This window comes from Aromatoleum bremense (assembly GCF_017894365.1).
GTDB lineage: Bacteria > Pseudomonadota > Gammaproteobacteria > Burkholderiales > Rhodocyclaceae > Aromatoleum > Aromatoleum bremense.
Genome location: NZ_CP059467.1, coordinates 2,545,235 through 2,556,592, shown reverse-complemented (window position 1 = coordinate 2,556,592; position 11,358 = coordinate 2,545,235). Strand labels below are relative to the sequence as shown.

The 11,358-nt window shown below is 70.2% G+C and carries 13 protein-coding genes and 1 riboswitch; of the genes, 11 read left to right on the top strand and 2 right to left on the bottom strand.

All coding sequences use genetic code 11. From position 1 onward, the window contains the following. Positions 1-3 precede the first annotated feature (3 nt). Positions 4-255: riboswitch (cobalamin riboswitch) on the bottom strand. A 70-nt stretch (positions 256-325) separates the two neighbouring features. The 3 genes from cobU to cobT all read left to right on the top strand — a co-directional run bounded on the left by cobU (position 326) and on the right by cobT (position 3,069). Continuing rightward, positions 326-871, top strand: coding sequence for a bifunctional adenosylcobinamide kinase/adenosylcobinamide-phosphate guanylyltransferase (cobU, locus tag pbN1_RS12090; protein ID WP_169202519.1), 546 nt, complete (start codon positions 326-328; stop codon positions 869-871). Positions 872-1,027: 156 nt separating this feature from the next. Further along, the gene (locus tag pbN1_RS12085) at positions 1,028-1,954 is read left to right on the top strand and encodes a diguanylate cyclase domain-containing protein (protein ID WP_169202518.1); all 927 of its coding nucleotides are present in this window, start codon (positions 1,028-1,030) and stop codon (positions 1,952-1,954) included. Positions 1,955-2,034: 80 nt separating this feature from the next. Then, a complete protein-coding gene (cobT, locus tag pbN1_RS12080; protein ID WP_169202517.1) occupies positions 2,035-3,069 on the top strand; it encodes a nicotinate-nucleotide--dimethylbenzimidazole phosphoribosyltransferase in 1,035 nt (344 codons plus the stop codon). 6 nt (positions 3,070-3,075) lie between these two features. Here the strand turns inward: cobT and pbN1_RS12075 are convergent, their stop codons facing one another. After that, on the bottom strand, positions 3,076-3,393 hold the full coding sequence (locus pbN1_RS12075; protein WP_169202516.1) for a CcdB family protein: 318 nt from the start codon (positions 3,391-3,393) through the stop codon (positions 3,076-3,078). A gap of 1 nt (position 3,394) precedes the next feature. Then, positions 3,395-3,634 carry a type II toxin-antitoxin system CcdA family antitoxin gene (locus pbN1_RS12070; protein WP_244856933.1) on the bottom strand — a complete coding sequence of 80 codons (240 nt, stop codon included), beginning with the start codon at positions 3,632-3,634 and terminating at the stop codon, positions 3,395-3,397. An 83-nt stretch (positions 3,635-3,717) separates the two neighbouring features. Between pbN1_RS12070 and pbN1_RS12065 the strand changes: the two genes are divergently transcribed. The 8 genes from pbN1_RS12065 (at position 3,718) to rfaP (ending at position 11,337) form a co-directional block, all read left to right on the top strand. Continuing rightward, entirely contained in the window at positions 3,718-4,488 is a 771-nt protein-coding gene (locus tag pbN1_RS12065; protein WP_169202554.1) for an adenosylcobinamide-GDP ribazoletransferase, read from the top strand. Continuing rightward, positions 4,473-5,024: an alpha-ribazole phosphatase family protein gene (cobC, locus tag pbN1_RS12060; RefSeq protein WP_169202514.1), complete on the top strand. Its 552-nt coding sequence runs from the start codon at positions 4,473-4,475 to the stop codon at positions 5,022-5,024. Before pbN1_RS12065 ends, cobC begins: the two co-directional genes overlap by 16 nt. A gap of 182 nt (positions 5,025-5,206) precedes the next feature. Then, a complete protein-coding gene (gene rfaE1, locus pbN1_RS12055; RefSeq protein WP_169203018.1) occupies positions 5,207-6,187 on the top strand; it encodes a D-glycero-beta-D-manno-heptose-7-phosphate kinase in 981 nt (326 codons plus the stop codon). A 21-nt stretch (positions 6,188-6,208) separates the two neighbouring features. Beyond that, a complete protein-coding gene (gene rfaD, locus pbN1_RS12050) occupies positions 6,209-7,168 on the top strand; it encodes an ADP-glyceromanno-heptose 6-epimerase (protein ID WP_169203019.1) in 960 nt (319 codons plus the stop codon). Next, the gene (gene waaF / locus pbN1_RS12045; RefSeq protein WP_169203020.1) at positions 7,168-8,223 is read left to right on the top strand and encodes a lipopolysaccharide heptosyltransferase II; all 1,056 of its coding nucleotides are present in this window, start codon (positions 7,168-7,170) and stop codon (positions 8,221-8,223) included. The genes rfaD and waaF overlap by 1 nt, the downstream gene beginning before the upstream one ends. Then, the gene (waaC, locus tag pbN1_RS12040; RefSeq protein WP_169203021.1) at positions 8,223-9,392 is read left to right on the top strand and encodes a lipopolysaccharide heptosyltransferase I; all 1,170 of its coding nucleotides are present in this window, start codon (positions 8,223-8,225) and stop codon (positions 9,390-9,392) included. The genes waaF and waaC overlap by 1 nt, the downstream gene beginning before the upstream one ends. Then, entirely contained in the window at positions 9,392-10,513 is a 1,122-nt protein-coding gene (locus pbN1_RS12035) for a glycosyltransferase family 4 protein (protein WP_169203022.1), read from the top strand. Before waaC ends, pbN1_RS12035 begins: the two co-directional genes overlap by 1 nt. Beyond that, positions 10,510-11,337, top strand: a complete 828-nt coding sequence (gene rfaP / locus pbN1_RS12030; RefSeq protein ID WP_169203023.1) for a lipopolysaccharide core heptose(I) kinase RfaP — start codon at positions 10,510-10,512, stop codon at positions 11,335-11,337. The genes pbN1_RS12035 and rfaP overlap by 4 nt, the downstream gene beginning before the upstream one ends. Positions 11,338-11,358: the final 21 nt, after the last annotated feature.

Sequence of the window (11,358 nt, the reverse complement as noted above, 5' to 3'; positions counted from 1 at the left end):
CTTCAGCCATAGCGCGTTCGGGCCGGTATCCGGGCTCGTGGGCTGACCGGCGTCCCGTCGGGGAATGCCGGACCGGTCGCATCGCCTTCCCGGACTGGTCGTCCAGTGGCGGTTGGATGCGCCTTGCGTCCACTTACCGTTGCGGGGGCAGCACAGGCATGGCGAAGGCCCTGTCGGACGACCGTTCGCGCACCTGTTTCCCGTTTAACCTTCCGGCGAGGTTCGCCTTCGGGCACCTGAAACACGTCGCACCCGGAAACCGGATGCGGGGCGGATAATAGCGCGTTCCGCAACTTCCCGCAGCGAAGGCCGCGCAATCCGCACCATGCCCGCACACCTGATCCTCGGCGGCGCCCGCTCCGGCAAGAGCCGGTACGCTGAAACCCTCGCGCTCGGGACCGGGCTGCCGGTCACCGTGATCGCCACCGCCGAAGCGCTCGACGCCGAAATGGCGTCCCGTATCCGCCGCCACCAGCAGGACCGCCCGCACGCGTGGCGCACCGTCGAGACGCCGCTGGCGCTCGCCGACGCGCTGCGCCGCGAAGCGCAGCCCGGGCGCTGCGTCATCGTCGATTGCCTGACGCTGTGGCTGATGAACCTGATGGCGGACGCCGACACGCTGGCCTCTGCGCTCGATGCCGACGCCCTACCGCGACTGCTCGCCGAACGCGCCGCACTGCTCGACTGCCTGCCGGGGCTGCGCGGCGACGTGCTGCTCGTCGCGAACGAAGTCGGTCTTGGGCTGGTGCCCGAAACGCCGCTCGGGCGGCTCTTCCGCGACGAGGCCGGACGGCTCAACCAGTCCGTCGCCGCGCTGTGCGGGCGCGTGACCTTCGTGGCCGCCGGCCTGCCGCTGGCGTTGAAGCGCTGAACCCCTGCCTCAATCCCAGCCCCCTGCGACGCGTCGCGCCGGTCTCGCAGTCGCGCACGATCGATTTGTTGCCCGAGCCGCGCCTTTTCACACGGCACTGCGCGCAATGCCTCATACAATAAAGGTCGTGTAACAATTTGTTTGCCGGGAGGGATGATGCGAGATCGTGCGGCACGACTGAAGAGCAATTCCGACATCCGGGCGCCCCGGTCGCCGGGGCGAAGCGGCATCGCCGTCACGACTGTCGTCGTGCTCGCGGCGGCGCCCGGCGCGCGCGCGGCGGAACCTGCGGCGCGGCTTGTCGAGTGCCTCGAAGCGGCTCACCTCGGCCTCGCGTTCTATGCCGGCGCGCTCGCGGTGCTGTTGCTGTCGATCGCGCTCATCGTACGCCGGCGGTCGCTCGCGCGCGAACAGGCGCGCCTCCAGGCCGAGGCCCTCGCGAGCCGCGAACAGCTGATCCGGACGTTGCAGGCATCCGAGCAGGCGCTGACCCAGGGTCTCGCCCAGCGCAGCCAGGAACTCGAAGCGGCGACCCGGCGCCTGCAGGAAACCGAGCTTCGCCTGCAATACGCCGCGCACAACGATCCGCTGACCGGGCTCGCGAACCGCCTGCTGCTCGGCGACCGCATCGCCCAGGGCATCACGCGCTCGAAGCGGCACAACTGCCGCACCGCCGTCGTGCTGGTCAACATCGACGACTTCAAGGGGGTGAACGCGGCATTCGGCGAAGCGCTCGGCGACGAAGTGCTGAAGGCCGTCGGGGCACGGCTGCGCAGCATCGTGCGCGAGCAGGACACGGTCGCGCGCCCCGGCGGTGACGAGTTCGTCATCGTGCTCGAAGAGGTATTCGACGCGCAGGACGTGCAGCGTGTCGCGAGCGCGGCCGCCACCGCGCTGGCGCAGGAATTCGAGGCGCGCGGCCATGCGGTCATCCTCAGCGCTTCGATCGGCTGCGCGATCTATCCCGACGGCGGGACCGACGCCGACGGGCTGCTGCGCCACGCCGGCAAGTTGATGCGCCGCGCCAAGCGCGGCAAGGGCCTGCCCCCCCGGCAGGCGGACCCGGCTGCTTCGGCGGCCTGACGGAGACCGCGACAGCCCCGCCAGACTCGCCCCGGCGCCGTGCTAAGATCGGCCCCCCTCAGGACATTGTCACGACCCTCATGGACTTCGCGATTTCCCTGCCCGACCCCGGCCTCACGGCGGCGATACAGCACCGCATCGACCGCAAGACCAAGCCGCTCGGCGCGCTCGGCCGGATCGAAGCGCTCGCGCTGCAACTGGGCCTGATCCAGCAGACCGCGGCGCCGCAGATCCGCCAGCCGCACATCCTGGTGTTCGCCGGCGACCACGGCGCCGCGCGCGCCGGGATCTCCGCGTTTCCGCAGGACGTGACGTGGCAGATGGTCGAGAACTTTCTCGCCGGCGGCGCCGCGATCAACGTGTTCTGCCGGCAGATGGAGCTGGCGCTGACCGTCATCGACAGCGGCGTGAACCACGATTTCGGCCAACGAGACGGACTGGTCGACGCGAAAATCGCCCCCGGCACTGCGAACTACATCGAGACGCCCGCGATGAACGCGCAGCAGCGCGACGCGGCCCTCGCGCGCGGCCGCGAACTCGCGCACGCGCTCGCCGCGAACGGCTGCAACCTGGTCGGCTTCGGCGAGATGGGCATCGGCAACACCGCGTCGGCATCCTTGCTGACGCACTGCCTCACCGGCATCGACCTCGCCACCGTGACCGGCCGCGGCACCGGCCTCGACGACGCCGGCCTCGCGCGCAAGCACGGGCTGCTCGCGCAGGCCCTCGCCCGCGGCGGCCGTCACGCCGACCCGCTGGGCGCGCTCGCCGAATACGGCGGCTTCGAGATCGCGATGATGGCCGGAGCGATGCTCGGCGCCGCCGAAAAGCGCATGACGCTGCTGATCGACGGCTTCATCACGACCTCCGCGCTGCTCGTCGCGCAGGCGATCGCGCCGGCGATCCTGCCGTACTGCGTGTTCGCGCACCGCTCGAAGGAGCCGGGACATACCGCCCAGCTCGCCCATCTGCGCGTCGAACCGCTGATGGAACTCGACCTGCGCCTGGGCGAAGGCACCGGCGCCGCGCTCGCGTTCCCGCTGGTGCAGGCGGCGGCGAACTTCCTCAACGACATGGCGAGCTTCGATTCGGCCGGCGTCGACGACAAGTCGTGAGCGGGTTCAGTAGCCTTGGAACAGGAAGTCGAGGGCCCGGGTGATGTCGTCCCGGCGGTCCGCGAGCGAGCAGATCGGCGACTTCAATTCACGGCGGGGAAGGGCCGCAAGTTTCGAGGTTTCGACCAGGCAGGACTCGCCCTCGACGTCGACGCAGGGGATCAGGTCCGAAGGCAGCCGGACCGCCGGAAACCGGTCGCGGCGCCGCAACGGGATCACGACGCGGGTCTCGAGGTCACCGAGCAGGTCGGCCTGGACATCGAGCAGATAGGGCGTATCGGCGGCGCCAGCCGAAGGATTCCGGTAAACATCGAAGCGCGCCATGTCAGAAGCTTCTCCATTCGGCCAGCGGCACGCCTTCGGTCTCCACGATACGGTTGTACACTTGGATGAATTCCGCGTGCTCCTCCTTCCAGCGCCGGGCGCGCTCGCGCCGCACGAGGTCGCGCAGGAATTCGTCGCAGGCCTGGGAAATGTTGATGCCCAAGCGCTTGGCTTCCACCAGGACGTCGGCGGAAAGACTTAGATTGGTTGCTTTCTTGGAAGAAACTGCGTGAGCCTGCATCTCAAGCCTCCATATAAATAGCGCATTATCCATGCGCATCATAGTTCGACAACACCCATGAAGCCAGAATCCACATGACGACGATGCGCTACCAGTTCGAACTGTTCTTCACCGCGCTCGGCTTCTTCACGCGCCTGCCGGTCCCGGCGTGGGTGCCGTGGTCGCCGCAGCGGTTGAATCACGCCGCGCGCTTTTTCCCGCTCGTCGGCTGGGTCGTCGGCGCGATCGGGGCGGCGAGCTATCTCGCGTTCGTGCAGGTGCTGCCGCCGACGCTCGCGGTGCTGCTGTCGATGGCGGTGACGATCCGCGCGACCGGCGCGTTCCACGAGGACGGCTGGGCCGATGCCTGCGACGGGCTGGGCGGCGGCTGGGACCGGCTGCAGGTGCTGGCGATCATGAAGGACTCGCGCATCGGCAGCTACGGCACGGCCGGCCTCGTGCTGATGCTGCTCGCAAAGGCTGCGGCGCTCGTCGAACTGGCCGCCCGCGGCGACCTGCAGGTCGCGTTCGCGCTGCTCGCCGCCCACCCGCTGTCGCGCCTGGCCTCGACGAGCCTGATCCACACGATGCAGTACGTGCGCGAGGACGAGAGCGCGAAATCGAAGCCCCTCGCACGCCGGCTGTCCGCCACCGAACTCGTGGTCGCGGCGGTGTTCGGCCTCGCACCGCTGGCGCTGCTCGCCCCGGCCGAAGCGCTTGCCGCGCTCACCGCGACGGCAGCGGCGACACTGTGGGCGGCACGCGTGTTCGCCCGCCGCCTTGGTGGCTACACCGGCGACTGCCTCGGCGCTGCGCAGCAGGGCAGCGAACTCGCGTGCTATCTCGGAATCCTGGCGGCATGGAACTTCATCTGATCCGCCACCCGCGGCCGGACGTCGCGGCGGGGGTCTGCTACGGCCAGTCCGACGTCGGCCTCGCCGAATGCGCCGCAACGGTCGCCGCCCGCCTGCGTCCGTTGCTGCCGCCGCGCTACGCGCTGCATGCGAGCCCGCTCGCGCGCGCCCGCCTGCTCGCGCTCGAACTCGGCACGCCGGTATTCGACGACCGGCTCAGGGAAATGCACTTCGGCGCATGGGAGCTGCGACCGTACGCCGAGCTCGGCGACGCGATCGACGTGTGGGTGACGGACCCGCTCGGCTTCTGCGCCCCCGGCGGCGAGTCGGCGCGCGACATGTCGACGCGCGTGCTGCAATGGCTCGACGAGATCGTCGCGGCCCGCGCCGCCGATCCGGTCGTCGTCGTCGCGCACGGCGGGCCGCTGCGCGCGATCGCCGGCCACCTGCTCGGCCTGCCGCCGCAGCGCTGGCTCTCGCTCGACTTCGCTTGCGGCCACGCGACGCGGCTCGACATCGAGGACTGGGGCGTCGTGCTGAAGTGGTTCAACCGCTGAAACCGGAACGCCGGCGCGGCAACGGGAGCCGGTGCGGCCGCGCCGGCGCGACGATCCGGACAGCATTTTCGCCCGGCCTCGCTCCCCGCCCGACGACGCTGCCCGCCCCGTGCACACGCTGGACGCCGCCGTTCGTGGGATAATTGCGGACTTTTCGACACGCTAGCGACGCCTACCGCCTCATGCCGCCCCCCCTGCCGGATTTCTCCAAAGGCCGCGTCCTCGTCGTCGGCGACGTGATGCTCGACCGCTACTGGCACGGCTCGACGACGCGCATCTCGCCGGAAGCCCCGGTGCCGATCGTCAAGGTTGAAGGGGACGAGTTCCGCGCCGGCGGCGCCGGCAACGTGGCGTTGAACGCTGCGTCGCTCGGCGCCCGGGCCGAGCTCGTCGGACTGGTCGGCTGCGACGAGGCGGCGCGGCTGCTGCGCGAACGGCTCGAAGGCGGCGGCGTCGTGTGCCGCCTGCTCGACGCACCGCAGCACCCGACGATCACGAAACTGCGCATCATCAGCCGCCACCAGCAGCTGATCCGGCTCGATTTCGAGGACAACTTCGCGATGCTCGAGAGCGCCGGCATCGAGCAGGCGTTCGAGGACGCGCTCGACGCCAGCGCCGCGGTCGTGCTGTCGGACTACGGCAAGGGCACGCTCGCGCAGGTTGGCCAGCTGATCCGCGTCGCGCGCGAACACGCGGTCGCGATCGTGGTCGACCCGAAAGGCACGGATTTCGGCCGTTACGCCGGCGCGACCGTGATCACGCCGAACCTCAGCGAGTTCGAGGCGGTGGTCGGGCATTGCGCGGACGAGGCGACGCTGGTGTCCCGCGGCGAGGCGCTGCGCGACAGCCTCGGGCTCGACGCGTTGCTGATCACGCGCAGCGAACGCGGCATGACGCTGCTGCAGAAAGACACGGCGCCGCTGAACCTGCCGACGCAGGCACGCGACGTGTTCGACGTGACCGGCGCGGGCGACACCGTCGTCGCGGTGCTCGGTGCCGGGCTCGCGTGCGGCCTGTCCCTCGCGGACGCGACCGCGTTCGCGAACCTCGCCGCCGGCGTCGTCGTCGGCAAGCTCGGCACGGCGACGGTCAGCACCGCCGAGCTCGACCTCGCGCTGCGCGCGGCGATCGCAGCCGACCGCCCCGCCGCTATGCCAGGCTGAGCGGGCGATTCAGGAGAAAACATGATCATCGTCACAGGCGGCGCCGGCTTCATCGGCAGCAACATCGTGCAGGGGCTCAACGCCCGCGGCATCACGGATATCCTGGTCGTCGACGACCTCAGCGACGGACACAAGTGCCTGAACCTCGCCGACGCCGACATCCGCGACTACATGGACAAGGATGAATTCCTGCGCCGCATCCGCGCCGACGAGGACTTCGGACCGGTCGCGGCGATTTTCCACGAGGGCGCGTGCTCCTCGACGACCGAGTGGGACGGCCGCTTCGTGATGGCGGTGAACTACGAATACACGAAGTCGCTGCTCGGCTGGGCGGTGGCGCGGAAAGTGCCGTTGCTGTACGCGTCGTCGGCGTCGGTGTATGGCATGGGTCCGACGTTCCGCGAATCGCGCGAGTTCGAGCGTCCGCTGAACATGTACGCCTACTCGAAGTTCCTGTTCGACTGCCACCTGCGCAGGTTCGCGCCGGGCATCGACAGCCAAGTCGTCGGCCTGCGCTACTTCAACGTCTACGGCCCGCGCGAGCAGCACAAGGGCAGCATGGCGAGCGTCGCGTACCATTTCCACAACCAGTTGAACGACAGCGGCCGCCTGCGCCTGTTCGAAGGCGCCGACGGCTACGGCCCGGGCGAGCAGCAGCGCGACTTCATCCACGTCGACGACGTCGTCGCGGTGAACCTGTGGCTGCTCGACAACCCCGGCGTGCGCGGCATCTTCAACGTCGGCACCGGCCGCGCGCAGAGCTTCAACGAAGTCGCCCATGCCGCGCTGAGCTGGCACAAGGGCAGCGCGGGCGGCGGCGGCATCGACTACATCGCGTTCCCGGAACACCTGAGAGGGCGCTACCAGAGCTACACGCAGGCCGACATCACGGCACTGCGCCAGGCCGGCTACGAGCGCGAGTTCATGCCGGTCGAAGTCGGCGTGCCGCGCTACCTGGAATGGCTCGCGCTGCGCGACTGATGCCGCCGACTCGCCGGATTCTCGTCGTGGGCCCGTCGTGGGTCGGGGACATGGTGATGGCGCAGAGCCTCTTCATGACGCTGCAGGCCGAAGACCCGTGCGCGATCGACGTACTCGCGCCGGGCTGGTCGCTGCCGATCCTCGAACGCATGCCCGAAGTGCGGCGCGGCATTGCGATGCCGCTCGGCCACGGCCAGTTCGGCCTCGGCATGCGCTGGCGCCTCGGCCGCGAACTCGCGCAGGCCCGTTACGACCAGGCGATCGTCCTTCCCGGCTCGCTCAAGTCCGCACTCGTGCCGTTCTTCGCCGGCATTGCGCGCCGCACCGCGTTCCGCGGCGAGATGCGTTACGGCCTGGTCAACGACATGCGCGCGCTCGACAAGGCAGCGCTGCCGATGACGGTGCAGCGCTTCGTCGCGCTCGGCCTGCCGGCGGGCGCCGCCCTGCCCCGGCCGCTGCCGCGCCCGCGGCTCGTCGCCGATGCAGCCAACCAGGCGCAGCTGCGCGCCACGCACGGCCTCGCGGCCGAGCGGCCGGCGATCAGCTTCATGCCGGGCGCCGAATACGGCCCGGCCAAGCAATGGCCGCTGCCGCATTTCGCCGCGCTGGCGCGCGCGCTCGTCGCCCGCGGCCATCAGGTGTGGGTGCTCGGTTCGGCGAAGGACGCGCCGGCCGGAGACGAGATCGTCGCGGCGGCCGGCGACGGCGTCGTCAATCTGTGCGGGCGCACCCAGCTCGCCGACGCGGTCGATCTCCTCGCGATGAGCGAGGCCGCGGTCACCAACGACTCCGGCCTGATGCACGTCGCCGCGGCGCTCGACCGGCCGCTGGTCGCGGTGTATGGCTCGTCGACGCCGGACCACACGCCGCCGCTCGCCGACCGTGTCGTGGTGCGCTATCTGCGGCTCGAATGCTCGCCGTGCTTCGCGCGGGTGTGCCCGCTCGGCCACACGCGCTGCCTCACGGAGGTCACGCCCGAGAGCGTGCTGAACGCGCTGGACAGCCTCGCCCTCGGCACGCCGCTCCGCCTCGCCCGGTCCGCTGGAACCGCCTGATGCGCGTGCTGATCGTCAAGACGTCCTCGCTCGGCGACGTCATCCACACGCTTCCCGCGCTGACCGACGCCGCCCGCGCGATCCCCGGAATCCGCTTCGACTGGGTCGTCGAGGAAGCCTTCGCCGAAATCCCGTCCTGGCATCCGGCGGTCGACCGCGTGATTCCGGTCGCGGTGCGGCGCTGGCGCAAGGCGCCGGTGAAGGCGCTGGTCAGCGGCGAGTGGCGCCGCTTCAAGCGCGCGGTCGCCGCGACCCGCTACGATGCGACGATCGACGCGCAAGGCCTGCTGAAGAGCGCGCTGCTGACGCGTTACGGCAGCAAGCCGGTGCATGGCCTCGACCAGGACTCCGCCCGCGAGCCGATCGCAAGCCGCTTCTACACGCACGCGCATGCGGTGCCGGTCGGCCGCCACGCCGTTGAGCGGGTGCGTGAACTGTTCGCAAAAGCGCTTGGTTATCCGCTGCCGGAAGGGCCGGTCACGTACGGACTCGATCGGCAGCGGCTCACCGGCGCGGACGACCCCGAACCGTACCTGCTGCTGCTGCACGGCACGACCTGGGTGACCAAGCACTGGCCGGAGCTCTACTGGCGGCGGCTGATTGCGCTTGCGACCGCGGCGGGCTGGGCGATCCGGCTGCCGTGGGGCAACGCCGGCGAAGAGGCGCGCGCGCGGCGGCTCGCTGCCGGCCAGCCGGCCGTCACGGTGCTGCCGCAGCTGAAGCTCGCCGGCATCGCCGCCGAGATCGCCGGCGCACGCGCGTGCGTCGCCGTCGACACCGGGCTGGGCCACCTCGCCGCCGCGTTCGGCGTGCCGACGCTGTCGCTGTTCGGCCCGACCAATCCCGGCTTCACCGGCGCCTGGGGCCCGAACCAGTTCCACCTCGCGTCGAACCTGCCGTGCGCCCCCTGCCTGCAGCGGCGCTGCACACACGTGCCGACTGCCGACGAGCGCGCACGCTTCGATCTCGTCGCCGAACAGCCGCTATGCTTCACGCGCATCGGCCCGGAGCAGGTGTGGAGCGCACTGCAGCGCATCCTCGACGGCAAAACGTCCGCGGACGCCGCGCCGGCCGTCCCCCCGCTCGCCGCCGACGGCGCGCTCGGCGGCTTCGACCCGTCGCCTCCGCCGCTCGTCCACACGATGTTCGACCGCAAGGCCTCCGGCTGATGCAGCTCGCGTTCTGCCTGTACAAGTACTTCCCGTTCGGCGGCCTGCAGCGCGACTTCCTGCGCATCGCACTGGCGTGCCAGGAGCGCGGCCACGCGATCCGCGTCTACACGCTCGCATGGCACGGCGAAATCCCGGCCGGCTTCGAGGTGCTGCGGGTCCCGGTGCGGGCGATCACGAACCCGCGCCGCAACGAAAAATTCACCAAATGGGTGCAGCAGGACCTCGCGCGCCGCCCCGCCGACCGGGTCGTCGGCTTCAACAAGATGCCCGGGCTCGATGTCTATTACGCTGCCGACCCGTGCTTCGAGGACAAGGCGCGCACGCTGCGCAACCCGCTGTACCGCGTCAGCGGGCGCTACCGGCACTTTTCCGCATACGAGCGGGCGGTGTTCGCGCCCGAAGTCCACACCGAGATCCTGCTGATCTCGGCCGCGCAACAGCCGCTCTTCATGACGCACTACGGCACCCCGGCGCGCCGTTTCCACCTGCTGCCGCCCGGTATCGCCCCCGACCGGCGTGCTCCGCCCGACGCCGCGCAGATCCGTGCCGCCTTCCGGCGCGAGTTCAGCTTGGGAGAGGACGACCTGCTGGTCGTGCAGATCGGCTCCGGCTTCAAGACCAAGGGCCTCGACCGCAGCCTGCGGGCGCTGGCCGCGCTGCCCGAAACGCTGAAGCGGCGCACGCGCCTGATCGCCATCGGACAGGACGACCCCAAGCCGTTCCTCGTGCAGTTGCACACGCTCGGCCTCGGGAACCGCGTCAGCATCCTGCAGGGACGCGACGACATTCCGCGCTTTCTGCTCGGCGCCGACCTGCTGATTCATCCCGCCTACAACGAGAACACGGGGACGGTGCTGCTCGAAGCGCTCGTCGCCGGCCTACCGGTGCTCACGAGCGCCGCCTGCGGCTACGCGCACTACATTGCCGACGCCGATGCGGGAAGGATCGTGCCGGCACCGTTCGAACAGGCCGCGCTCGATCGCCTGCTCGCCGCGATGCTCGCGGACACCGAAGGCCGCGCACGCTGGAGCGCCAACGGCCTCGCGTTCGCGGCGCACGCCGACCTCTATAGCCTGCCCGAGCGCGCTGCGGACGTGATCCTGCGGGGGCGCGGATGAGCGCATCCGGCACGGTCTTCGTCGATGAACCGTTCCGCTCGCGGTGGGCCGGACGGGATCCGTTCGACATGGTCGAGGCGCTGCAGGGCGAAGTGTTCCGCGAACTCGAGGGACGCCGCACGCTGCGCGTTGAAGCCGGCGGGCGCGGCTATTTCGTCAAGATCCACCGCGGCGTCGGCTGGCGCGAAATCTTCAAGAACCTGCTGTCGGCACGACTGCCGGTGCTCGGAGCGCGCAACGAGTGGCAGGCGATACGGCAGCTCGACGAGCTCGGCGTGGCGACGATGAAAGCGGTCGCCTATGGCGAGCGCGGATGCAACCCGGCCCGGCAGCATTCGTTCATCGTCACCGAGGAACTCACGCCGACGGTGAGCCTCGAGGATTTCTGCCGCGACTGGCCGCAGTGCCCGCCGGACAGCGCGCTGAAGCGCGCGCTGATCGACCGGGTTGCCGACATGGTGCGACAGATGCACGAAGGCGGGATGAACCATCGCGACCTCTACATCTGCCATTTCCTGCTGCACCTCGAGCCGGCGCCCACAGCGGCCGCGCTGCGCCTGTCGCTGATCGACCTGCACCGCTCACAGATCCGCGCCCGCACCCCGCGGCGCTGGCGCGACAAGGACCTCGCGGCGCTGTATTTTTCGGCACTCGGCATCGGCCTCACCCGGCGCGACAAGCTGCGCTTCGTGCGGCGATACTTCGGCCGGCCGCTGCGCGAGGTGCTGCGCAACGAAGCGGCCCTGCTTGCTCGTCTCGAAGCGGAAGCGGGGCGCCTGCACGCCCGTTATCTGCGCAAATACGCGCCGGAGGGCGCGCGTTGAGCGTGCGGCCACTCGACGGAC

Bases quoted from the DNA above. Each gene is read 5' to 3' on its own strand.
- pbN1_RS12075 (WP_169202516.1), bottom strand. From the start codon at position 3,393: ATGGCGCGCTTCGATGTTTACCGGAATCCTTCGGCTGGCGCCGCCGAT.
- cobT (WP_169202517.1), top strand. From the start codon at position 2,035: ATGGACTTCGCGATTTCCCTGCCCGACCCCGGCCTCACGGCGGCGATA.
- pbN1_RS12085 (WP_169202518.1), top strand. From the start codon at position 1,028: ATGCGAGATCGTGCGGCACGACTGAAGAGCAATTCCGACATCCGGGCG.
- rfaD (WP_169203019.1), top strand. From the start codon at position 6,209: ATGATCATCGTCACAGGCGGCGCCGGCTTCATCGGCAGCAACATCGTG.
- waaC (WP_169203021.1), top strand. From the start codon at position 8,223: ATGCGCGTGCTGATCGTCAAGACGTCCTCGCTCGGCGACGTCATCCAC.
- pbN1_RS12070 (WP_244856933.1), bottom strand. From the start codon at position 3,634: ATGCAGGCTCACGCAGTTTCTTCCAAGAAAGCAACCAATCTAAGTCTT.
- waaF (WP_169203020.1), top strand. From the start codon at position 7,168: ATGCCGCCGACTCGCCGGATTCTCGTCGTGGGCCCGTCGTGGGTCGGG.
- pbN1_RS12065 (WP_169202554.1), top strand. From the start codon at position 3,718: ATGCGCTACCAGTTCGAACTGTTCTTCACCGCGCTCGGCTTCTTCACG.
- pbN1_RS12035 (WP_169203022.1), top strand. From the start codon at position 9,392: ATGCAGCTCGCGTTCTGCCTGTACAAGTACTTCCCGTTCGGCGGCCTG.
- rfaP (WP_169203023.1), top strand. From the start codon at position 10,510: ATGAGCGCATCCGGCACGGTCTTCGTCGATGAACCGTTCCGCTCGCGG.
- cobC (WP_169202514.1), top strand. From the start codon at position 4,473: ATGGAACTTCATCTGATCCGCCACCCGCGGCCGGACGTCGCGGCGGGG.
- rfaE1 (WP_169203018.1), top strand. From the start codon at position 5,207: ATGCCGCCCCCCCTGCCGGATTTCTCCAAAGGCCGCGTCCTCGTCGTC.
- cobU (WP_169202519.1), top strand. From the start codon at position 326: ATGCCCGCACACCTGATCCTCGGCGGCGCCCGCTCCGGCAAGAGCCGG.